Source organism: Psychrobacter nivimaris, assembly GCF_043419765.1.
Classification (GTDB): Bacteria; Pseudomonadota; Gammaproteobacteria; order Pseudomonadales; family Moraxellaceae; genus Psychrobacter.
Genome location: NZ_JBHOFX010000006.1, coordinates 66,328 through 89,834, shown reverse-complemented (window position 1 = coordinate 89,834; position 23,507 = coordinate 66,328). Strand labels below are relative to the sequence as shown.

At 43.1% G+C, this 23,507-nt stretch carries 18 protein-coding genes and 1 tRNA gene; 7 read left to right on the top strand and 12 right to left on the bottom strand.

Annotated elements, in window-relative coordinates:
* Positions 1-27: 27 nt before the first annotated feature.
* The 7 genes from ACHEVO_RS12500 to ACHEVO_RS12470 all read right to left on the bottom strand — a co-directional run bounded on the left by ACHEVO_RS12500 (position 28) and on the right by ACHEVO_RS12470 (position 8,326).
* Positions 28-1,233 (bottom strand): SPOR and LysM peptidoglycan-binding domain-containing protein, encoded by a 1,206-nt coding sequence (locus ACHEVO_RS12500; RefSeq protein WP_394125149.1) that lies wholly within the window; start codon positions 1,231-1,233, stop codon positions 28-30.
* A gap of 258 nt (positions 1,234-1,491) precedes the next feature.
* Positions 1,492-2,850: a bifunctional tetrahydrofolate synthase/dihydrofolate synthase gene (folC, locus tag ACHEVO_RS12495; protein WP_394125148.1), complete on the bottom strand. Its 1,359-nt coding sequence runs from the start codon at positions 2,848-2,850 to the stop codon at positions 1,492-1,494.
* Positions 2,851-3,050: 200 nt separating this feature from the next.
* Positions 3,051-3,998: an acetyl-CoA carboxylase, carboxyltransferase subunit beta gene (gene accD / locus ACHEVO_RS12490; protein WP_180952657.1), complete on the bottom strand. Its 948-nt coding sequence runs from the start codon at positions 3,996-3,998 to the stop codon at positions 3,051-3,053.
* A gap of 397 nt (positions 3,999-4,395) precedes the next feature.
* The gene (gene trpA / locus ACHEVO_RS12485; protein WP_394125147.1) at positions 4,396-5,220 is read right to left on the bottom strand and encodes a tryptophan synthase subunit alpha; all 825 of its coding nucleotides are present in this window, start codon (positions 5,218-5,220) and stop codon (positions 4,396-4,398) included.
* 53 nt (positions 5,221-5,273) lie between these two features.
* On the bottom strand, positions 5,274-6,026 hold the full coding sequence (locus ACHEVO_RS12480; protein WP_394125146.1) for a hypothetical protein: 753 nt from the start codon (positions 6,024-6,026) through the stop codon (positions 5,274-5,276).
* A gap of 164 nt (positions 6,027-6,190) precedes the next feature.
* Positions 6,191-7,465 carry a tryptophan synthase subunit beta gene (trpB, locus tag ACHEVO_RS12475; RefSeq protein ID WP_057758619.1) on the bottom strand — a complete coding sequence of 425 codons (1,275 nt, stop codon included), beginning with the start codon at positions 7,463-7,465 and terminating at the stop codon, positions 6,191-6,193.
* Positions 7,466-7,624: 159 nt separating this feature from the next.
* Positions 7,625-8,326, bottom strand: a complete 702-nt coding sequence (locus tag ACHEVO_RS12470) for a phosphoribosylanthranilate isomerase (RefSeq protein WP_394125180.1) — start codon at positions 8,324-8,326, stop codon at positions 7,625-7,627.
* Between the two features lie 171 nt (positions 8,327-8,497).
* Between ACHEVO_RS12470 and ACHEVO_RS12465 the strand changes: the two genes are divergently transcribed.
* On the top strand, positions 8,498-10,111 hold the full coding sequence (locus ACHEVO_RS12465; RefSeq protein ID WP_394125145.1) for a cryptochrome/photolyase family protein: 1,614 nt from the start codon (positions 8,498-8,500) through the stop codon (positions 10,109-10,111).
* Between the two features lie 8 nt (positions 10,112-10,119).
* On the opposite strand, the gene ACHEVO_RS12460 is transcribed toward ACHEVO_RS12465, so the two are convergent.
* Positions 10,120-10,860, bottom strand: a complete 741-nt coding sequence (locus tag ACHEVO_RS12460; protein ID WP_394125144.1) for a DUF4230 domain-containing protein — start codon at positions 10,858-10,860, stop codon at positions 10,120-10,122.
* 593 nt (positions 10,861-11,453) lie between these two features.
* On the opposite strand from ACHEVO_RS12460, the gene ACHEVO_RS12455 reads away from it, so the two are divergent.
* Positions 11,454-13,172 carry a proline--tRNA ligase gene (locus ACHEVO_RS12455; protein WP_394125143.1) on the top strand — a complete coding sequence of 573 codons (1,719 nt, stop codon included), beginning with the start codon at positions 11,454-11,456 and terminating at the stop codon, positions 13,170-13,172.
* Positions 13,173-13,295: 123 nt separating this feature from the next.
* Here ACHEVO_RS12455 and queF read toward each other — a convergent pair whose 3' ends face one another.
* The 4 genes from queF to ACHEVO_RS12435 form a co-directional block, all read right to left on the bottom strand.
* Positions 13,296-14,180 carry an NADPH-dependent 7-cyano-7-deazaguanine reductase QueF gene (gene queF / locus ACHEVO_RS12450; protein ID WP_394125142.1) on the bottom strand — a complete coding sequence of 295 codons (885 nt, stop codon included), beginning with the start codon at positions 14,178-14,180 and terminating at the stop codon, positions 13,296-13,298.
* Positions 14,181-14,266: 86 nt separating this feature from the next.
* Entirely contained in the window at positions 14,267-15,040 is a 774-nt protein-coding gene (locus ACHEVO_RS12445; protein WP_057762348.1) for an ABC transporter permease, read from the bottom strand.
* Between the two features lie 29 nt (positions 15,041-15,069).
* Positions 15,070-16,032 carry an ABC transporter ATP-binding protein gene (locus tag ACHEVO_RS12440; RefSeq protein ID WP_101204942.1) on the bottom strand — a complete coding sequence of 321 codons (963 nt, stop codon included), beginning with the start codon at positions 16,030-16,032 and terminating at the stop codon, positions 15,070-15,072.
* A 317-nt stretch (positions 16,033-16,349) separates the two neighbouring features.
* Positions 16,350-17,006 (bottom strand): c-type cytochrome, encoded by a 657-nt coding sequence (locus ACHEVO_RS12435; protein ID WP_057758606.1) that lies wholly within the window; start codon positions 17,004-17,006, stop codon positions 16,350-16,352.
* A 352-nt stretch (positions 17,007-17,358) separates the two neighbouring features.
* Here ACHEVO_RS12435 and ACHEVO_RS12430 point away from each other — a divergent pair.
* The 5 genes from ACHEVO_RS12430 to ACHEVO_RS12410 all read left to right on the top strand — a co-directional run bounded on the left by ACHEVO_RS12430 (position 17,359) and on the right by ACHEVO_RS12410 (position 23,264).
* A tRNA-Arg gene (locus tag ACHEVO_RS12430) sits at positions 17,359-17,435 on the top strand.
* A gap of 164 nt (positions 17,436-17,599) precedes the next feature.
* Positions 17,600-19,057 carry a tyrosine-type recombinase/integrase gene (locus ACHEVO_RS12425; RefSeq protein ID WP_394125141.1) on the top strand — a complete coding sequence of 486 codons (1,458 nt, stop codon included), beginning with the start codon at positions 17,600-17,602 and terminating at the stop codon, positions 19,055-19,057.
* A gap of 185 nt (positions 19,058-19,242) precedes the next feature.
* On the top strand, positions 19,243-20,301 hold the full coding sequence (locus tag ACHEVO_RS12420) for a hypothetical protein (protein WP_394125140.1): 1,059 nt from the start codon (positions 19,243-19,245) through the stop codon (positions 20,299-20,301).
* Between the two features lie 137 nt (positions 20,302-20,438).
* The gene (locus ACHEVO_RS12415; RefSeq protein WP_394125139.1) at positions 20,439-20,717 is read left to right on the top strand and encodes a helix-turn-helix transcriptional regulator; all 279 of its coding nucleotides are present in this window, start codon (positions 20,439-20,441) and stop codon (positions 20,715-20,717) included.
* A gap of 3 nt (positions 20,718-20,720) precedes the next feature.
* Entirely contained in the window at positions 20,721-23,264 is a 2,544-nt protein-coding gene (locus tag ACHEVO_RS12410; RefSeq protein WP_394125138.1) for a DUF927 domain-containing protein, read from the top strand.
* Positions 23,265-23,507: the final 243 nt, after the last annotated feature.

The following is a 23,507-nucleotide window of genomic DNA, read 5'->3' as shown; positions in this document are numbered from 1 at the left end:
AATCCAGACCATTAGAAACGCTCTAGCTTATCGCCAGTAAAGCACCCAAGCACTGGTCGTATTTACTTTGGGGTCACTATTGATTTTATCTTTTAGTGCCAATGCTGCGACTTTGCCACGTTCAGGCCCAACCACAACACGGACACCACGACTAGTAGCACTGGTCTTAACTTGATAACCTGCTGCTCGGAACTTTTTCGCTAACTCATCGGCTTTGGCTTGGTCATTTGCTAGAGCCACTTGTACCCCAAAGCTACCTTTAGCGTCTGTTTCTTTGACTTCTTTACGCGCTTCACTCAGTTTTTGCTGCGCTTCACGTTTGGCATCGGCAGATTTCTTCGCTAGCGCTTCTTCTTGTTGGCGCTTCTTCTCACGCGCTTGTTCAGCGGCAGCCGCTTCACGTTCTAAACGTTGTACCTGTTTGCTCGATGGGATGGTGATGCTCTGACCCAGTTGTAGCGCTGCTGATGGAGATAGGTTGTTGGCTTGAGCCAATACTTCTACAGGCATATTATATTGTCTTGCCAGTTTGATGAGTCCATCACCTTTCTTAATCTGATATTCAGAAGGCGATTTTGGTGGCTCGTTTTTAGCCGCTTCAGCCGCTTCTCTTTTTCTCTCAGCCACTGCTTGGGCTTCAGCCTGCTTTTTTGCTTCGGCTAGTTTCTCTGCCTCCGCTTGTTTTTTACTCTCGGCAAGTTTTTTGGCGGCCGCTTGCTCTTTTATAGCAGCTTGCCTTTGAGCTTCTTGTTGCTCTTGAGCCGCTTTTTGCTTTTCGGCTTCGCTAGACTTTGTAGTATCAGTAGTAGACTGACTCTCAGTACGAGGCTGAACCGTTAGGTCTGTAGTAACGTCTTTTGTAGCCTCTGTATTGGTAGTTTCATCAGTAGCTGGCGCACTATTATCGACATATTGCTGGCTCTCAGCACGTGCCTTAGCTAACGCTTCTGCTTCTGCAACTTCCTGCTCTGTCAAAAACTCTTTTGCACGCTTTTCTTGCTCTGCAACGCGGGCTGCACGTTCTTTTTGCTTTTGCGCAAGGATACGTTTTTCTGTTTCGATATCAGTCGTAAGCGGCTGCGGAGACTCTTGCTCCGAGCTTGATTTGTCAACCATCGCTGACATCGGCTCTGGTTGGTCGCTATCGCCAATCTGTTGCACCATGGCGTATAGCATCACGCTACCGCCGATAATCATCCCAATGCCCAATAAGGCTTGTCTCGAAAAGTTCATCCGTTTACGTCTCTTAGTTGGTAATAAGGTTGATTGAGCGGCGCAGCGACTATCTCAAAGCAGTATATCCAATCGCTTTAATCATAATCTCTTACCGCCAGTTACTGTCAGTTAATGCCATCAGAGTTCAAAATTTGTGCCGACCGTCTTCTACCAGTCTGGCAAATCATTTTGATTATAAAGCATATTTTTCATGCTGTCTGCTATCAGGCTACGACTAAGATTAACATTAAACAGGCACTACTTTAACTTAAATTATCATACGCTAAGGGCACTTAACGCTTCCCCAATCGTATGAAACGAGCCACATACGACGATAAGGTCTTGCGGTTGGCTCGCCTCTATCACTGCATGGGTCGCTGTATGCAAACCATTGAAATCATATATATTGGTGCTATCGATATATTTAACCAATACACCTTGTAGCTGCTCAGTAGTCGCGGCACGAGGGTAATCAATCTCAGCGATAAACCAGTCACTAATTGGTAAGCCTGCTTCAGTCAAACGCTGCACAACCTTATCAATATCCTTATCACCTAACATAGAAAATAGCATTTTTATCTTTGGTGTAGGGATATCCGCTGAGCTATCTTGATTACTTTGCTTGGCTACATGCTGCTGCCAAAATGGTAATAGCTGCGCTAGTAAGAACTCAACGCCTTGCTCATTATGCGCGACGTCAAATAACCAATGACGGCTATGACTCTCACGATAATCGAAACGACCTGCCAGTTTGACAGTTTGTAGTGCTTGCTCAATCGCATCGATATCGACATCTAATGGACTTGCTAATACGGCTGATAGTGCATTGGCCGTGTTAGTTAACGATAGCGCAGGACGTGGTAATTGCAAGGTAACCGCCGCATTACTGTATTGCCAAGTCGTTGAATTAATATCGCGGTAGCTAAAATCTTGTCCTATTTGATAACAAGTCGCCTGCTGGGTATCGATAGCGTGTTGCACGCTAGCTGGCATCTCAGTAGCACCGTAAATCAGAGGAATGCCGTTGCGCAAGATACCTGCTTTTTCGCGACCAATATCCTCGACATTGTCACCCAACCAGTCAACGTGATCGATACCGATATTGGTAATGATTGCCATGTCAGGATCAATGATATTGACCACATCTAGCCGTCCACCCAACCCTACTTCTAATACCCACACGTCACAATCTGCCTCGGCGAATATCAATAGTGCTGCTAGTGTGGTCATCTCAAAGAACGACAACGTCAAATCACACTGTAAACGCGCCGCCTCTACTTTGCTAAAAGCCTCAATCAGCGTCTGGTCGCTGACCATTTCGCCATTGATACGTACACGCTCGTTGAAGGCACTAAGATGTGGCGACTGGTATAGCGCCGTCGTATAACCTGCGGCTTTGCACATTTCGGCGATGACAGCAGTTGTAGAGCCTTTGCCATTAGTGCCTGCCACAGTAAATACATAAGCGTCATCTTTAGCTGACTGCACCACGCCTAACGCTTCTGCAACAGGCAATACACGTGACAATCCCATATCGATTGCAGATACATGAATCTGCTGCATATAATCGAGCCATTCAGTTAGGCTAGCACTTTCATTAGGACTATGGGCGTTGAGGCTGCGAAGGTCAGACATGGATAAAACCTATATAAAATTTAATAAGAGATAAAAATATATGTGTTAGCTAAAACCAAAAATAGCACTTACCGTGCAATGACGATAAATGCTATTAGAGGGTCTTGCACATGCAGTAGATGTTAGCACGCAGCTAAGTCATTATGCACTCAATAAATGATTCATTACACTGAGTCATTTACCTTATCGAGCATCTCATTTTACTGAGCATCTACATTTGGTACGCGGCATAGTTTTGCAAGCAGACGATAAATCGTATCGATTAGCTGATGACGATGTACCACTTCATCCACCACACCATGCTCTAATAAGAACTCAGCACGCTGGAATGGCTCTTCTAACGTCTCACGTACAGTCTGCTCAATTACACGCTTACCAGCAAAGCCAATCATCGCTTTTGGTTCTGCTAGATGTATATCACCCAACATCGCCAGTGATGCAGTTACGCCGCCGTATACCGGATTGGTCAATACCACAATATAAGGAATCCCAGCGATTCTTAGACGCTCAATCGCTGCTGCCGTGCGTGCCATTTGCATCAATGACAATAGACCTTCTTGCATACGTGCACCACCAGAAGCAGCAAAGCAAACCAAAGGTACTTTTTGCTCTAGCGCTTTTTCAGCTGCTTGAACGAAACGATCGCCAACGACTGAACCCATTGACCCGCCCATAAAGCGGAAGTCAAAAGCACAGGCGACGATATCAAGGTTACGCAGTTTGCCATACATAGCAACCAACGCCTCACTCTCACCTGTTTTTTCTTGTGCTTCACTCATACGCGCAGGATATGGCTTACTATCCACAAAGCTTAATGGATCTTTTGCCGTAAACTCTTGTCCTGTCTCGCCGTCTACTTGATCAAGCAACCAGTTCAAGCGCTCACGAGCACTCATCGGTAAATGATGATCACAATGTGGGCACACATAACAGTTAAAAATCAGCGCCGTGTTGGTAATCATTGAATGACAATTACTACACTTAGTTGACGGTTCAGTCTCTACCGCAGACAGTGGCGCAGTCAAATGCTGCTTGATGCCTGGAATAGGACGGTTAAACCATGACTGCCTATCCGTATTGCTGTTTGGCGCGGCTTTAGCAGTATTGTTATCGGGTTTTGTTATTGTATCAGTCATATTATTTGCCATCATAAAAGGCTTATTGACAAGTTTGCTCATTCGCTTGTCATTGAGAGTTTAATGGTTGTCTAAACAAAGCGTCTAATACAGTCATAACATGAGCAATCATGCGACATACTGATAAATAAATCTCGTATGTCGGTAATTTGATTATGCGCTTGTTGATAGATAATATATTTGCCAATCAAAATGACAAATAAATCACTGCTATCAGACACCATATAATAGTGATGTTAGTTTACACTCGTAAACTAATTTTAGCAAAGTCATTTAGTATTGTCTTCACGTAAAGCTTTTAAGTAAAGTCTTAGGTAAACAATAACTGCAATTTGACTTTGCCGTTTCAAATAACTATTTCTTCAAATAACTATCTCTTTAAGTAACAACAATATGAAAGCAATAGCTATTAGGCGCTTAAGCTGTCTAACGCTTCGCGTAGCTCATCCATTTTTGCCATGATGTTCTGCTGTGCATTTGCAACCGCAGCGGTATCGTTGGCATCAATATCGGCAAAATTCTGTACCAATGCACTACCGACGATAACGCCATCTGCATGAGTACCGATCGCTTTTGCAGAAGCTCCATCACGGATACCAAAGCCAACACATACTGGCAGATCTGTTTCTGCTTTGATTGCTTGTACTTGAGTTGCTACATCGTCAGTATCTAGCGTGGCTGAGCCAGTCACACCTTTTAGTGATACATAATAAATATAGCCGCCACAATGAGTCAATACTTGCTCACGACGCTCAGGCAACGTCGTTGGCGATAGCAAGAAAATCTCATTCATCGAATGATCGGTCAAATGCTGAGTGAAGCTGCCCGCTTCTGCTGGTGGCAGATCTACCATCAATAAACCATCAACGCCTGACTGCTCGCATAGCGCCACAAAGTTATCATAGCCAATAATTTCAACAGGATTTAAATAACCCATTAGGATAATTGGCGTCTGCGTATCTGTTTGACGAAACTCTGCAACCATCTTTAATGCATCACGAGTACTCGTACCCGCTGCCAATGCACGCTCGCCAGCCAAAGCGACGACAGGGCCATCTGCCATTGGATCAGAGAACGGTAAGCCAACTTCGATCATGTCTGCGCCGTGCTTGACCAAGTCATGCAGTAGACCGACAGTGGTTGCAGGATTAGGGTCACCTGCCATAACATAAGGAATCAGGGCTTTTTTATTTTGTGATTTTAAGGTTTCAAAGGTACTTTCAACTCGGGTCATAGTGATCTCTTATAATTTTGTTAAATAAATTTTTAGCTTATATAAGTGTATTCTTACCAGCCAATATCCATTAAATTATCGTGGTTGTCTTGCGACAAATATTTAATATCCTCAGTTCTTTGCTTATGAAAAGTATTCATAATATTTAGAATTTCACGCTGCTCTATGTAGTATAGACCGTTTAAAACATTGTACCTCGCGCACAGTGGAATATTTTTATTAAATATTAGACCTTGCACCCTGTTCCCTCGGTTTTTCATCTTTCTACTATATATTTCTGTGTAATCTATCCAAAAACCAACAGTGCTTCCTCGAATTTGGTTAAGATAAAATGCTTCAACGTCATCATAATTTATGACTTTATCGTGCTGAAAATTTTTATTAGCTATATAAAACTGAGACGTCAATTGGATATTATCTTTATTGATTATAAGTATGGGGATATGCTTCCAAGTCCATTTTCTAGCAATCCATGGATTTGGCACAGCAGAATTCTTAGTGATCCTATATATCCAGTAAGATAGTAAAAACAAACCTAAACAACACATTGCCCATACGACCTTAACCTCTTGTATTGATTCATATAGACTCATTGTCTCAAAACTAGCCCACCAACTCATAAAAAATAAAATAATAGTAACTTGTATTATTACAAACATCATTAAGTAGAGAATATAGCTCTGCCAAAAACTGACACTTTCAGTAGGCACACCCATACTTATTGTGACTGGCGCTGTTAGCACTGCTTGGTCTGGATACTTGCCCAACTGGCTAGGCTTACTCGGTATTAAGCGGTTCAAGTTCATGAAGGTATACTATCGATAATTAAAAAATAGTTAGCAATATTGATAACTACTCTACTCTATAGAGTGAAGTAATTATCAATTAGCGTATTGAGATTTATGATACCTAATCGAGTTAATACGCTGCTAAACTTTCTTATACAACCATCTAAACTACTCTATTCTTACTACAACTCAATCCCTTCTGCTTTCATCACTGAATGCAGATCCTTGTCACCGCGACCTGACATATTAACGATAATCGTCTGATCAGGCGTCATGGTTTTAGCCAGTTTCAATGCATACGCGACAGCATGGGCGGTTTCAAGCGCAGGGATAATACCTTCTTTGCGCGTTGCTTCATGGAAGCCTTCTAGCGCCTCTTTATCCGTACAACCAACATACTCAACACGCTTCATGTCTTTTAGGAAGCTATGCTCCGGACCGACACCAGGATAATCAAGACCCGCTGAGATAGAATGCGTCTCTTGAATCTGGCCATCATCATCTGCCATGAGGTAAGTACGGTTGCCATGTAGCACACCGATACGGCCAGCAGCCAATGGTGCTGAATGACGACCTGACTCGATACCATCGCCAGTGGCTTCGACGCCATACATCTTAACTTCAGTATCATTTAGGAAGTCAAAGAACAAACCAATCGCGTTTGAGCCACCACCGACACAAGCAACCAATGCATCAGGCATTTTACCTGTTTTTTCTAGATGCTGAATGCGTGCTTCTTTACCGATAATCGCTTGGAAATCACGAACCAATAACGGATAAGGATGCGGGCCTGCCACAGTACCGATAATGTAATAGGTGCTATCGACATTGGTCACCCAGTCACGCATGGCTTCGTTCATTGCGTCTTTGAGCGTACGTGAGCCAGAAGTGACTGGCACAACTGTCGCGCCAAGTAAGCGCATACGATAGACGTTCATCTTTTGACGCTCGACATCGTCAGCACCCATATAGACGATACATTCTAGCCCTAAGCGTGCCGCAATCGTTGCCGTCGCTACGCCATGCTGTCCTGCGCCCGTTTCAGCAATGATACGTTTTTTGCCACACATTTTGGCAAGCAGTGCCTGACCAATGGTGTTATTTACTTTATGCGCGCCTGTATGGTTTAGATCTTCACGTTTGAAGTAAATTTGCGCACCGCCAATCTCATCACTCAAACGCTTAGCATGATACAGCGGCGTTGGACGACCGACATAATTGACCAAATCGTTATGATACTCTTCCCAGAATGCTGGGTCTGCTTTGACTTTGGTATAAAGCGTTTCTAGCTCTTCTAGAGCAGCCATTAGCGTCTCAGAGACAAAACGCCCCCCATGTACACCGAAATGACCGCGCGCATCAGGATACTGGTTGAAGTCCTGTACGTTTTCAGGATTGGTAAAAGTGTTTACAGACTGTGCGGTAGCAGATAAATCTTTGTTCTCGACATGACTCATGATAATTCCTACTGTAATAAGTGGTATTTTTTAAATAATTTTAGATAACTAGAGAGAAAATAATAAAAGGGATAATAATCTAATAAGATTTAAGCAGAAAATCGGAATAACGATCAACTAAGCAGATTATGTATCGCAAATAGCTAGATACAAACCTACTTAGATGGCGCCAGTGACCGTAGCGTTTTGCCATCGATCGCGCTTAACCGCTTTCATAAAGGCACGCATCTTGGCAGCGTCTTTTTTACCTTTATCAACCTCAATGCCACCACTCACATCGACGCCATAGATAGGCAAATCTAATGTCGCGGCAACATTATCGGCATCGAGTCCACCGGCCAAAACGATTGGTAGTGCGCTGTCATGTGGAATGAGACTCCAGTCAAAACGTGCGCCTGTACCGCCATACTTATGCTGATGATAAGCATCCAGTAAAATACTACTGGCACCTGCGGTCGCAAATTGATTAATTTGGGCGCGAACGCTATCGAGGGTGTCTTGCTCTGTATTGATACGCAATGCTTTGATCCAACGTTTATTGACCATACCTGCCAGCTGTTGGCATTGCTCAGGCGTTTCATCACCATGGAACTGGATAATATCAAAAGAGACGTTGCTTGCTAAGTTAATCAGCTCATCTTTGGGCATATTGACTACCAGTGCCACCACGCTGACAAAAGCAGGTACGGCAGCGCTCAGAGTTTGCGCCTGCGCTATTGTGACCGCACGTGGACTTGGTGGATAAAACACCAAACCCACTGCATCTGCACCTAGCTGTGCCGCAGTCTGTATATCACTAAGCTGAGTAAACCCGCAAAACTTAACGTGCATTTTGTGACCTTGCGTTTCATGGTGCTGAATATGACACCGATTATAGCGGCATCAGATAGGTTCAAGCTAAAGATAAATCGTTAGATGTGATGAGGTTTTGTTAACCAAACGGCAAAGCCATTGCATCCAAAAACTTATCCTAGCATACTTTTATCCTTAGTTTTGTTTATGATTGCGATTGATTAATATAGGGATACTTTGATGTCTAAGACTGCACAGACAGCCGCTACTGATACTGACGACAATGCTACTAGCAAAAATCCACCGCATTACTTGATGTGGTTTCGCCGTGACCTGCGTATCCATGACAATACTGCTTTAGCAGCGCTTTGCGAACGTGCAAAAGAAGACAACGCTTCAGTATCTGCAGTATTCTTTTTAACCCCTGAGCAGTGGCAAGCGCACGATACATCCCTTGTACAAGTCGATCATATTGCCCGCACGCTACCTATTCTAGCAAAGGATTTGCAATCGCAACTGAATATCACTTTAACAGTACAGCTCTGCCCAAGCTTTGCTGACTGTATAGAAGCGCTCACGACTTTATGCAATAACAATGAAATCAGCTGCGTCATGGCCAATCACGAGTACGAAGGCAATGAGATTGATCGTGATGAGCAGTTAAGCAAACAATTTGCAAAAAACGATATCGAGTTCGTCCGCTGGCATGACCAGTGCATTTTGCCACCGCAAAGCATCACGACCAATGATAGCGATAGCATGTATAAGGTCTTCACCCCATTTTATAAAAAATGGCGACATACGTTGGACGTCAGCACCATCCAAATGCATGAAGCATCCGCAGTGGATAGCGATTATAAAATCAAACTACCATCATCGCAAACGTTTGCCAATACAATCGACGATATCAAAGCACTAAATGAAAAAATGCTGAGTGACTATCAGCAGACATTGGAAAAGAACGACTCCTTGCAGCATATCGATATGACAGCTCAGCTTGACCAAGCAAGAGACGCTTATCCTGCAAGTGAGTCTGCCGCTTGCCAGCGTCTAGAAGCATTCGTCGATGATGATATTAATAATTATGATGTAAGCCGTGATGTCCCTCATTTGCATGCAACCAGTCAGCTATCGGCTTACCTCACTATAGGCTCTATCAGTCCTAGATTCTGCTATTTACAGGCGAGCAAAGCACAAGAGAAGCTACACGGTAATGACAGTGATAATGAAGACATCAATCGCTGGATAAGTGAGCTTGCGTGGCGAGACTTTTATCGTCATGTGCTAGTAGAAAAACCAAACATGATCCGTCATAAGGCTTATAAAGAAGATACTGACACTAAGGTTAATTGGTCATATGACAATGATGATTTTATGACATGGTGCACTGGTAAGACAGGCGTACCGCTCGTAGATGCAGCAATGCGTTGCCTAAATGCGACAGGGTTTATGCATAATCGCTTACGTATGGTAACAGCGATGTTTTTGACAAAGGACTTACTGATTGATTGGCGCTTGGGTGAGCGCTACTTTATGCAGCAGCTGATAGATGGGGATTTTGCGTCCAATAACGGCGGCTGGCAATGGAGCGCATCGACAGGTACTGACTCAGCGCCCTACTTCCGTATTATGAACCCTTTTAGCCAAGCCAATACGCACGATTCTAAAGCTCTGTTTATTAAAACTTGGCTACCGGAGTTAAAAGATATTCCTAACAGTATCTTGCACAACGAAGACAAGATGCGTAAAGAATTGGCAAAAGGTGGCAAGTTTGCCGATGTTGACTACCCTGCACCGATGGTCGAGCATAAATCAGTACGCAAGCTAGCTATTGCTGAGTTTAAAAAAGAGTAGATATCAGCTTAGCCATTGGTAGTGACTGGCAATTGACATGCACCTGCACCCTGAGTGGTAACCGTCACTACCGCTCCTGTGAGTGCAAATAGCTGCTGCAATTGTGTTTGCGCATTTTGCAGTGCCATATTCATAACATCACCTCGACAGGCACGCTCAAGCACTTCTTTTTTTGCCATGGTCTGTGCTTGTGCCAATATCTTAGGATCGACTTGCATCATGCCAAAAGCCCCTGTCTGCCAGTCGTAAATCTCAATATCATCCAGATATACTGAAAATATCTCTGTAGGCGGCAAAGTAATATTGATTTGCGGCATAGTGGCAACTGATGAGTTGGTGTCAACTACTTGCTCTTCATCCTCATTAGCTTGAGCAGGTTGCACCACTTGTACCATCTCAGGTGTCAAAGCACTCAGATCAACGCCTGCCTCTACGCGACCATGAGCGATAAACAATGCTTTTTGCTCATCCTGCCATAGTTTCATCCAGCTCCCGGGTCGCTCGCTCGTAATCACTGTATCGACACTGAATGCGACGGTATGTAAGCGATTTAACTGCTGAATTTGCGTAACCACCCCTTCGCGAGTAATAGTTTCTATCGGCGCTTCTTCTGGTTTGTTTTGCGCGCTATAAATAGCAAAGACAATCGCTATTAAGCCAATGAGTAATATCACCCACGACATTGTCGCAATAGGACGTTTCTCAGGCTTTTGAGTGGCTTTAGCGTTATTCATATCAGGATTATCCATAGAAGCTACCTTTATAATGTTGCATCGTTTGGTAAGGCTAAAAGCGTTGTAAAAACGGAACAGATGCTTAGTCTATAAATGCGACTATTGTGCAGTAACTTCAAGTAATGGCTACCATTCCTCTACATAACTTTATGCATAAACCTCTACGCAATCATGTTAATAAACTGTCTCTCAAGTAATCAGTGCTTTCGCTATAAAATCATATGAATAGCTCAATTATTTATCCCTTATTGAACCCTTTGCGTCACGTTCGGTCTGAAAAGACAAAAAGTCATTGCGTCTTAGGCGAACTTTACCTAACATAGTCAGATTGTATGAATAAAATGTCAGTCTTAAAGCATTTATCAGGGTTTTGACCTGAATATATTGCATTTTTGGCATATTGATACATCAAATCAAATTTGCCTCTCTTTTATGAGAGTGGTTTTTACTGATGTGCTTTGTATATAAGCAGGTTGGTAACTAGGAAATACCCTAGATTATTGCTAAGTGATAAAGGTAAGCTTGCGGCGGCAATGAAACGATTAGCCATACGCTCAACATCCTACTATTTCTTATTTTTTTATCGTTGATAAGGTTACGCTTTATTTATGAAAGCCAGTCAATTTTTATTTGCCACACTAAAAGAAACCCCAAGTGACGCCGACATCGCCTCAAGCCAATTGATGGTGCGTGCTGGTCTTATCCGCAAGATTGCTTCTGGATTGTATATTTGGTTGCCTATGGGTCTGCGCGTCTTGCAAAAGGTCGAACGCATTGTTCGTGAAGAGATGCAAAACGTCGGCGCACAAGAAGTGCTAATGCCGATGACTCAGCCTGCTGAGCTTTGGCAAACGACCGGACGTTTTGATGATTATGGTCCTGAGCTATTACGCTTCAAAGACCGTCATGATCGCGACTTTGTGCTTGGTCCAACGCACGAAGAAGTCATCACCAATCTAGCACAAGGCGAGCTACGTAGTTATAAACAACTACCGATTACGTTCTTTCAGATTCAAGGTAAATTCCGTGATGAGATTCGTCCACGCTTCGGTGTGATGCGCGCACGTGAATTCACCATGAAAGATGCTTACTCTTTCCATGTGGATCAAGCCTCATTGGCCAAGACTTACCATGACATGTATGACGCTTATACACGCATCTTTACCCGCTTGGGCTTAGATTTCCGTGCCGTACAAGCAGATACAGGCTCTATCGGTGGCTTTGCTTCACATGAGTTCCATGTATTGGCAGATAGCGGCGAAGACGATATTGCGTTTTCGGACTCATCTGACTATGCAGCCAACGTAGAGCTAGCAGAGTCTGTCAGCACCGCTGAGCGTCAACCACCGAAAATGGAGCGTGAAGACGTTCTAACCGAAGGCATGACCAGCTGCAAAATGGTTGCTGAACACTTGGACATCCCGTTAGAAACTACGGTTAAAACCTTGATCGTTCATGGTCATACCGAGAATGATGAGCCACAACTGATTGCTATCGTGTTGCGCGGCGACCACCAGCTCAACACTATTAAAGCTGAGAAAATCGAAGAAGCCAACGTACCATTGACATTAGCGTCTGACGAAGAGCTAAAAGCGGCAGGCCTACATAAAGGTTATATCGGTGTTAATTTAGATATGCCTGTATTCGTTGATCGTTCAGCAGCTGCGTTGTCAGATTTTGTTTGCGGTGCCAATGAAGTGAACAAACATACTATCGGTATGAACTGGGCACGTGATACTCGCATTACTCGCATCGTTGATGTGCGCAATGTACAGGAAGGCGACCCGTCTCCTGATGGTAAAGGCAGCCTAAAAATCAAGCGCGGCATCGAAGTCGGTCATATCTTCCAGTTGGGTGATAAATACTCACAAGCAATGAACTGTACGGTTTCTGGTGAAAATGGCAAACCTGTTACCTTGATGATGGGCTGTTATGGTATTGGCGTTAGCCGTATCATTGCCGCTGCTATTGAGCAGAACAATGATGAAAACGGCATCATGTGGCCAAAAACACCAACGGTTGATGATTCAATCGCTCCTTTTGAAGTCGCCATCATCCCGATGAAGTCTAAAGAAGAGACGGTCATGCAGACGGCAACCGCCCTGTATGAAGAGTTGAAAGCTCAAGGCATCAATGTGCTACTGGACGATCGTAACGAGCGCCCAGGCGTTAAGTTTGCTGATCTTGAGTTGATTGGTATACCGCATCGTATCGTCGTGTCTGATCGCAACTTGGCTGAAGACAAGTATGAGTACGTCAATCGCCGTGAAGCCGAAAAGCAAATGCTGAGCCGTGAAGAAGTCATGGCAAAAGTAAGCGGTAAATAGTTTTGTAATTAAAGACTATATAACAGAAAGCGCCTATCTCACATAATGAGATAGGCGCTTTTTTATGGGCTTAAAAACTATTTAACATTGTATTTTTATTAACACTGTATTTTTAGCGAGAACTTACTGGCGAATTAAACGGCTTGGCGTAGGCAATAGACTGATATCACTAACACGGCAAGGATTGATATCGATACCACCGCGGCGCGTATACCACGCCCGTACCATTAGCTCACTTGGCTGATAGTATTGGCTTAAATCAGCAAATATTTGCTCAACACACTGCTCATGGAAGCCATTGTGCTGACGGAAGCTCAATATATAGCGCAGCATACTTGCATTATTAAAAGGCTTATCAGTCGTAATCGAAACGGCCAACGTACCCCAATCTGGTTGATTGGTCACTGGGCAATTGCTACGCAGTAGATTGGAATAAAAGGTATATGGTTGCGTACCCTCATTTGCCACACTTTCATCGCTCGCCTCTACTTCGTTAATACTCAGCAATGACGCGTCAGGATGTTCAGTTAAAGCAACTTTGTCCGTATTGCCTGCTAGTGCCTCATCAATACAAACACCCTCAGGCTGAGCAATCAATAACGCTGTTTCGTTACCATTTATGTCATCGTTTAAACCAAATAACGCTACCTGTACATCTGTTTGCAAACAATCTGACAAGTCTTTCGCAATCAATACTTGTACGTCGTTCCAACTGGCAAACTCGGTAAAATTAATACTATTCAAATATAGCTTAAGCGATTTTGACTCCACGATAAATGGTGAGCTAGCAGGAATACTAAAGCGTGCAATCGCCACTTGCGAGATACCTTGCGGATTTAACCAAGATATCTCAAAGGCCTGCCACCAATCGATACCGACGGCTAACTTGTCGTCATGCCAACCAATCGCATCACGTCCCATGCTGCGCGCAATCGGATATAGCGTCTCTGGGCTATACTCAGTTGGATAGTCTATGGTTTGCTCACCCAAGATACCGTGAATACTCATCTGTCTTCCTAATATTAAACCGTTTAAAATTTGCTTTAAATAATATGCTTAGCGAATAATACACACTACACACTACACACTACACACTACAAACGCACACGCGAACCATTACTTAGCAAGCGATAAGCGATGGTATAAAATATCGCACAGAACACAAAAATAGCCGCCATCGAATACCAAACATTGACATCAGAGTAGCCAAGAATACCGTAACGGAATGAGTTGACCATATAAACGATAGGGTTCAGTAGCGAGATATTTTGCCAAAATGGCGATAAATTCTCCATCGAGTAAAACACACCACCAAGATAGGTCAATGGCGTCAATACAAAGCTTGGAATGATAGAGATATCATCAAATGAGCGTGCAAATACCGCATTGATAAAGCCGCCTAATGAAAACAAGATAGACGTGCCAAGTACCGTAAATACAGTCACAAATAAATGCTCAATACCAAGATCGGTAAAGAATAGCGCCACTATCGAGACAATCACACCGATAGCCAATCCACGGAAGATACCACCACTGATATAACCCATCAAAATAGCATGCTTGGATACTGGCGATACTAGAAGCTCTTCGATACTAGACGTGAACTTGGCACTAAAAAAGCTTGAGACCACGTTAGAGTAACTGTTGGTAATGATCGACATCATGATCAAACCAGGCACGATAAACTGCATGTATGGCACGCCGCCCATCTCACCCACGCGCGAGCCAATCATCTTACCAAAGATAACAAAATACAGGCTCATCGTGATAACTGGCGGTAGCAACGTCTGCGGCCAAATACGTAAAATACGGCGTACTTCTTTGAACCAAATAGTACGAAACGCAATCCACTTCTTACTCAATGACATTGTTTTATTATGATCGATTAGTTCCTGACTCATAATCCCGCCTCCTTCATGCTATCTGCACTCTGAATGTTTTTGTCTACCAAGCGCATAAATAACTCTTCTAGTCGGTTGGCTTTATTGCGCATACTCGCCACACTGATACCCTTATCAGACAACTGATCAAAGACACCGTTTAGTGACTCACCTTCTGTCAAGGTAACTTCTAGCGTTTGCTCATCTGGTTGCGAGACCCCTGTAACTCCTGTCAGAGCCAACTGCTCAGTGAGCGGCGTATCCAAATCAAATACAAACGTCTCTACCGACAACTGCGCCAGTAGTTCTTTCATTTCTGTATTAATACGAATCTCGCCGTGATCCAAGATCGCAATACGCTTACACAATTGCTCAGCTTCTTCGAGATAATGAGTCGTCAGAATAATAGTAGTATTTTCTTCGATATTAATCTGCTGCATAAATTCCCACATCGAGCGGCGAAGCTCGATATCGACACCCGCCGTTGGCTCATCAAGAATCAATAGCTTTGGTTTATGAATTAATGCACGGGCAATCATCAAACGGCGTTTCATACCACCAGATAGCTCACGAGATTTACTGTCGCGTTTATCCCATAATCCTAGCGCGGTTAACAGTCTCTTTGCTCGTGGTTTGGCTTCTTTTGCCGGAATACCAAAATAACCCGCTTGCGTAATCAGGATATCTTCGACTTTTTCGAACATATTAAAGTTAAATTCTTGCGGTACAACACCAAGGTATTGCTTGGCAATCGAAGGGTTCTCTAGCAGATCTGTGCCGAAAATATGAACGCTACCGGTGGTTGGCTTAAACAATGAGCTAATAATGCCAATCATGGTAGATTTACCTGCGCCGTTTGGCCCGAGTAACGCAAAGAATCCACCTTGTGGTACCGTTAAATCAACCCCCTTTAATGCCGAAAACCCATTGTCGTAGGTTTTGGATAAGTTTTTTATGGAGAGTGCTGGTGCATCAGACATGAAGACCTCTTTATTTGTTATCAATTTATATAAAATGCGATTTTAGAATAATAGGCCGTGTTGAACATTCGACTATCATTATCATATAGGCAGAAGCCATATAAGAATGTTCAACACACTCTACTATCTAAAGGTGACAATGTACGGTAATAAACGAACTAATCTCATAAAATGAGGCTACTCATAGCGAATTTCAACTGCCTTATATTCGAAGTACCATATTAATAATACTCATCATGAAAAAGCGCCTATCTCATCACTGAAATAGGCGCTTTATAGATAACTATCGTAAAAGCTTGGAAGGTAATCAATAAAGATTAGCTTGCTTCTGCGACCATATAATCTACAGCATTTTGAACTTCTTCATCAGGAATATCCGCGCCACCTTTAGCAGGCATCGCATTGAAACCATTGATAGCATGGGTATATAGCGTATCTTTACCTTTTGCAATACGTGGGCCCCAAGCGCCAGCATCACCGAAGATAGGAGAGCCTAGCAAGCCTGCTGTATGACAAGTATGACATACAGCATTATATACCGCTTTACCGTCACGAGGACCGTCGCCAGCAGCTGGGCCAGATGAGCGTGCCGTTACATCACAAGCTTCACCATCTTCAAAACAGATATTGGCAACAGGCTGGATACGCGCAATCAGATTAGGATACAAAGCAATTAGCTTCTGTACTTGCGGCGTATCTTGTGGAATTGGCTCTTCATCAGCGGCAGGCGCTGCAGCGGCAGTTTCTTCGCCTTCTGCTGGAGCGGCTTCGTCAGTGGACGCAGCACCATCTGTCGTATCTGCAGCAGCTTGGGTATCGTCACCTAGCGTTTCAGGAGCAGCTTCTACGACCTCTTGGCCTTCTGCTACATCTGACGCAGTTACAGGAGTGTCTACAACATCTTCAGCTTGGCTCACCGCGATACTAGCGATTCCTAGAATGGCAGCTGCCGATAACATAACTACTTTTCTCATTCGTCACGTTCTCTTATTACGTATACAAGGACTAGCACGGCTCGGACATTCTGTCTGTCCTCCTTTGACGACCTCTAAGCCTTCAATAGCAGACAGCCATCCCGCGTGCCAGCGCACTTGCAATCGGTGATTATAAATATGAATTCTCCCCAACATTATAAGGGAAAAGGCAGGTAAATTGCCATGCTTGTTTAATGACTTAGCTGTTTTTTCTTAAAAAACCTCAATCGCGACTGTCATTTATTGGCTTTATGCTTTTTATTTGTTAGACTAAGCGGTCTTTATTTCTAGACACCTTATGCTAATTATCATGCGCATCTAAGCGTGACAGTCAGACATATCGTTATCATATGCGCTCGTAGCTCAGTTGGATAGAGTATCGGTCTCCGAAGCCGAGGGTCGTGGGTTCGATTCCCGCCGAGCGCACCAATCATCGTATTTTGCCACCTCCTAGCATTACCTAAAACCTCTATAACCCTTTAATAGCAATATACTAAGTCTTTTACTATTACTTGTTATTACCTAGTAGCACCTATAGAATGTTGTTAAATTTGTTGTTAAAAAATTAAGCATTTTTTACGGGTTCCCTGAATATGAGAAAAGACTATCTACTAACTGACAACGGTGTGAAGTCCATAGCTAAGCAGTCAGTGCCTGACAAAGTCACCCGTCACAGTGACGGTAATAGTTTATTTCTAATACAACATCCTAACGGCTCACTATTTTGGCAGATGTCATACCGATATCAATCTGATAAAGATATTAAGCCTAAACAAAAAACCTACCAAATTGGTATCTATAAATCATCAAAGCAAGTTATCGATTCATCATTCAAGCCGCAAGTATCGCTAAAGCAAGCACGTAACGAACGTAATAAGGCGAAGGCATTATTGGCTGACGGTATCGACCCCACCGAACACAAAAACGTTGAGAAAAACAACTTTGAGCAAAAGGACTTATTTAAAGTCATTGCTAAAAGCTATCTTGATGAAAAATCTAAGACCACTGCAAAGAACGTGCAAAAACTGCAAGGGTTCTTGGACAACCATATCTTAAAACATCTAGGCGACTACCCTATTGGTACCATCACCGCGCAAGATATTATTAAAACAGGGCTTGCCATTCAAGCCACCTTTGAGCAGCAAGGCAAACACACCTCAGAGACCGCGCATAAGTGTATGGGGTTGATTAGTGCCATCTTTGAGTATGCTATTAATACTTTAGGCTATGACATTACCAATATTGCTATTGGACGTAATAAGGCTCTTAGACCGCATAAAGCCGAACGTATGAAAGCGGTAGAGCAGCACCAATTCCCCGACCTACTCCGCAATATTGATCAGTACATTAATAACCACCCAAACGCTCATGAGCAGACCGTAGCGGGTTTACAGCTGATGACGCTGTGCTTTGTGCGTACCAAAGAGCTAAGGCACTTTGAATGGTCAGAGATTGATTATCATAAAAGCGTATGGCGTATTCCAGCCGCTAAGATGAAAATGCGACAAGATCATATTATCCCTCTGTCACCGCAAGCAATGGCTATCATTGAGCGTATGCGTCCCTTGACAGAGCATACAGGCTATGTGTTCTACAACTTTGAATCAAACAAAACCTATAGTGAAGCATGGTTTAATCAAGCGCTACAGCGCATGGGCTATACAGGTGAACCCTACCCTAAAATGACAGGTCATGGCTTTAGACAGCTTGCTAGCACAGGGCTTTATGAGCTGCAATTTCCTGAAAGTTTGATTGAGATACAGCTCGCCCATTTAGAGCAATCAAGTGTCAGACGACGCTATGACTTATCAGAGCATTTAGCCGAGCGCCAAATGATGATGCACCGCTGGGCGAACTATCTTGATGACTTACGCGCGGGCAAGGCGGTCAGCTTTGATTTATTGACTCCTGATGAACTCACTAAAGAAATGGAAAGCCGTAATGAGCAAACGACTGATATAGCATTGCATGACAAGGACATACTGATAAAGAGCTTACATGCACAAGGCGTATCGCAAGAAGTACTAGCCACACTTGCCGAGCAGCTTTAATAACCACATTTAGCAACATCGCATTACCACTTATCGTCAGCATTGGGCTGGCAAGCCGATATTGATAGCGTCAATCGCTGTCATAACCGATTGCAAGGCTAGGACTAATTACCCGAACGACAGCAACCGCACCCTTAGCTGTCAACGCCTTGCTCCTTTTTCTTTAGGGGTGTAAGGGTGCAAGTATGGGTAACAATGATATAGCTTTGAGTTTTGATACTGCAGAATATTATAGCTTGCAAGAGGCTAGTGAATACTTAAATAGAAAGTATAAAACTGATAGCGTTACACCCAAAAAGTTACTCAAAAAAATTTACGAGTTTGATTTAGATGCCTATATATATGGGAAAGGTTTCTTTTTATTAGGAACTCATTATTTAGACGACTCAGATATACTCGATAGTTTAAATGAAGGAAATGAAGACTTCGAGGTTTATGCTAATCACATAGACTCTTATCTAATTTACTGTGACTTCTTTCCTTCAGTTCATTGTGAAGCACTTGGTTTATTTATTAGGATAAGTAAGAGAGTAAAAGGTCAACTTCTATTTTTAAACCGTGCTGAAATTAATGATAAATGGGGAGATATCGAAGGATTGTTATCACACGATAAACTTAACGCTGACCCTAGTAATGTAGAAAAATTTCTCAGACCTCGGAATATACCTAGAAATTATAATGATGAATACTATGACTTTAGTCAAATTAAAGTAAGTCGAAGCTGTTACTCACCAATTCTACCGAAAGAACATATTGATGAATTCGGAATTAAAAAAGCATTAAAAAGAATAAACTTGAACGTATTAGAACATTATCATTTCGACGATTACCAAATTGAAGGTTATGAAGGTTCTAATCATTTTTATAATAACAAAGATACGATTGTATTAAACCTAGAAGTGAAACGTGATGAAATTCTAATCTTACACAGAGATTTAGAAAAACTAGAAAACTATATTATTAAATACCAAAAGCCTATAGAAAAATCTGAAACGGAATTTAAAAGGAGAGGCGTTAGCCCAAAACTATTAAAAGCAAAACTAGTTGCTGATGCTCATGCGCAATACTTATGGTCAAAAGACCATGATAAAAAAATTCGAATTGGTGAGATGTGCGAGCTTATATGGAATTACTTGATTGATACTGAACATAGTAAGATGCTTCCTGAAAGGAAAAGTTCTTTAAAGAGCTGGATTAGCTCGATACCTCAGTACGCTAGTGAGTCAGGAAGGCCACAATCATAAATCGAATATACCTCAACTTGTAGTTTATATAGATTAAGCTAGGTTGAGGAATTTTTTTATATAGTACCTTTCTCTATCATTCACTTCATAGCAGGGCATTACCGCCCATTCCTTCAACTGCTACGGAGTGAATTATCATGACCTTAATCGATCAATATCTAAGAATGGCAGACCTTGCCAACCAGCCAGCGAGAACCGCTAAGACCTATACCGCAAAGTCAGGCCAACAGCGCACCGTCACCGCTAAATCCGCTAAACGCGGTATTACTGGTTTTAGTGCTAAGCACATTTACCATTTAATCAATGAAGGCAAATTTCTAGCACCCATAAAAATCGGACGTGCCAGCTTGTGGCGTTTGTCTGATATCAATCAGTGGTTAGAAAGTCATAATACTACTAAAAGTAGTGAGGTATAAATTATGACTACTTCGAAACAAACTAATAGTAAAGAAAAAGCCCATGCGGACAACATGGGCGCTCATACTCTCTTACAGGATTGCAAGCCAGCTACAGAGCAACAGCTGGCAAACGATCTGTTTTTAATCAAACTTAATGACATGCTAGAACCTGAACGGCTGCTATTCGTTACAGGTGACACCACTATATATTATGGTGAACAAATTGGCAAAACCGAACCAACAGCCAACACTATAGGCTTAGCATTGACCGATAAACAAGGCGATATAGTAGGCGCGGTATTCTACACACCAAACAGCAAAGCAAAGCCCATTGTCATTGATTCTACAGGGTATGGCGCTATCGTCATTGGTGAGCCAAACAAAGCCAATGAGATAATAGCGTTTAATGATCTAGATGATGGTATTGATGTTTACAGCTACCTGATAGGCAGCGATAAAACGATCATCATTAGTCCTCAACAAACAAAACAATGCCTTAAAAAGATGGTGCAGCACTGGAGCAGCGGATCACAGGTTACTGTACCTATGACACTCGATGATAAGGGCTTAATCAACCTATTGGCAGGTGTAAAGGCTCAAGCATTGGTTACAGTGGCTCATATCGTCACTATGCTACAAGATGAGAGCTATGAAGCGATACTGGCAGACAGTGACAACCAGCTTATCAACTTACAAGACACTGCCTATTATCCTGAATGGCGCGATGATCCCCAGCTGAATGAACCAATGATCTACAGTGATGGGCGTTTTGAGCTCTACCACGATGGGTTGTTTTTCGTGAAGTATAACGATGACGACCCAGCAAACATAACCTTTAAGTTTAAGGCGTTTGTTTGTTCACCGATAGAGGTTATCGCTAAGACACGGGACACAGGCAGCGGTACATGGGGGCGGTTATTACAGTGGCGTGATGATGATGGTGTGTTACATACGTGGTCAATGCCTTTAGCACTACTGCAAGGCGATGCAAGGGAGTATCGCAAAGAGCTGGCTAGTCAAGGCTTGAACATCACCACCAACCCCAAACAGCGCAATTACTTAGACACCTATATTCAAAACTACCCTATTCACAAACGGGCGTTATGCGTGGATAAGTTAGGCTGGCACGATAAGCAATATATATTACCTGATAGAGCCATAGGCAGCGATGGTAAGCAGCTTATTGTCTATCAGTCTGCAAATAGCATTAACAGCACCCTAACCCAGCAAGGAGAGTTAGCACAGTGGCGTGATGAGTTATGCAAACCACTTGCCGATCAAAGCCGTTTTGTGTTCTCGATTGCTTGCGCGTTCGCTGGGCAACTACTGGAATTATTAGAGTATGACGGGGGCGGTTTTCACCTTTTAGGATCATCGAGCATGGGCAAGTCCCTATCGCTTAAACTGGCTGCTAGTGTATGGGGCAATCCTGACAGGTACGTTAAGACATGGCGTAGCACTGACAATGCCCTAGAAGGCACAGCAAGCGAGCACAATGACAGTTTTCTGCCACTTGATGAGATCAGCGAATGTGATCCCAAAATAGTAGGTAAAACCGTTTATATGCTGGCTAATGGTCAAGGTAAAGGACGAAGCACCACCACGGGACACAATCGTATAGCCAAAACATGGCGCATTATCTTTTTGTCTAATGGTGAGGAGTCGCTACAAAACTTCATGGCACAAGCAGGACAAAAAACCAATGCAGGTATTGAGGTTCGAGTGGCGCATATAGATGCTGATGCTGGCAAAGGCTTAAAAACGTTTGATAGTTTGGTACTGGCAGACACAAGCGAAGCACAAGCCGACAGGATCAAAGAGCTGTCACACGCTTACTATGGATCAGCTGGCATTGCATGGCTAGAACATATCACCAGTGACAAAGCAGCGACCACCGCCAACGCTGGGCAGCTTGTCAGTGACTTTATGAGCCAGTACAGCGACCTGACAGCACAAGCGCATAGAGTGGCTAAACGGTTCGCTATCGTAAGCGCAGCTGGAGAGCTAGCAACACAGGCAGGTATAACAGGCTGGCAAGCAGGACAAGCAACGATAGCCGTAATGACATGCTTAGATAATTGGCTTGATAACTATGGGCGTGATGGTGAACATGAGCAGCGCCAAATCATAGATCATATCAAGGCATTTATTGAACAGCACGGATCAAGTCGTTTTCAACCTTGTCATATTCACACGTACCAAGACTTTGAACCTAAAATCAATAATCGTGCTGGCTATCACAATTACGACACAGGGGAATATTATTTCTCTACCAGTACCTTTGATGAAGTCTGTTCACCATTTAATAAAAGCAAAGTCTTACAAGTATTAGATGACGCTGGATTATTGAATGTGACTGAAAGTGACCGTAAAACGTGTAGAGTGCCTTTACCATTCAAAAAGAACCGCCAGCGTGTTTATGCGGTCAAAGGTGAGATATTAAGTTGTGAAACTACAAAAAGCACTGGGACAGCTGGGACAAGCTATACACCGCAAGGGCTAGACCCTGTCCCAAGCATTAAAACACCACTGGGACAGCTGGGACAGAATGGCTCAATTTGTTAATTTGTCCCAAGTGTCCCAAAGGCTAAAAAAGGGCTGGGACAGCTGAAAGCCAATAAGTACGGGCGTTGTCCCGTTGTCCCAAGTGTCCCAAGCAAAAAAGTAGATGCAGACAAAATAATTAAAGGTGGGCGTTTATCGTCTGCCTTTTCTCTTGAGAGCAGTATATTTATCAGCATACAAACTTATTGAGAATCAGACCCTAATCCAAACTTGGATTACCCCTCCTAACCGTCATCATTTACT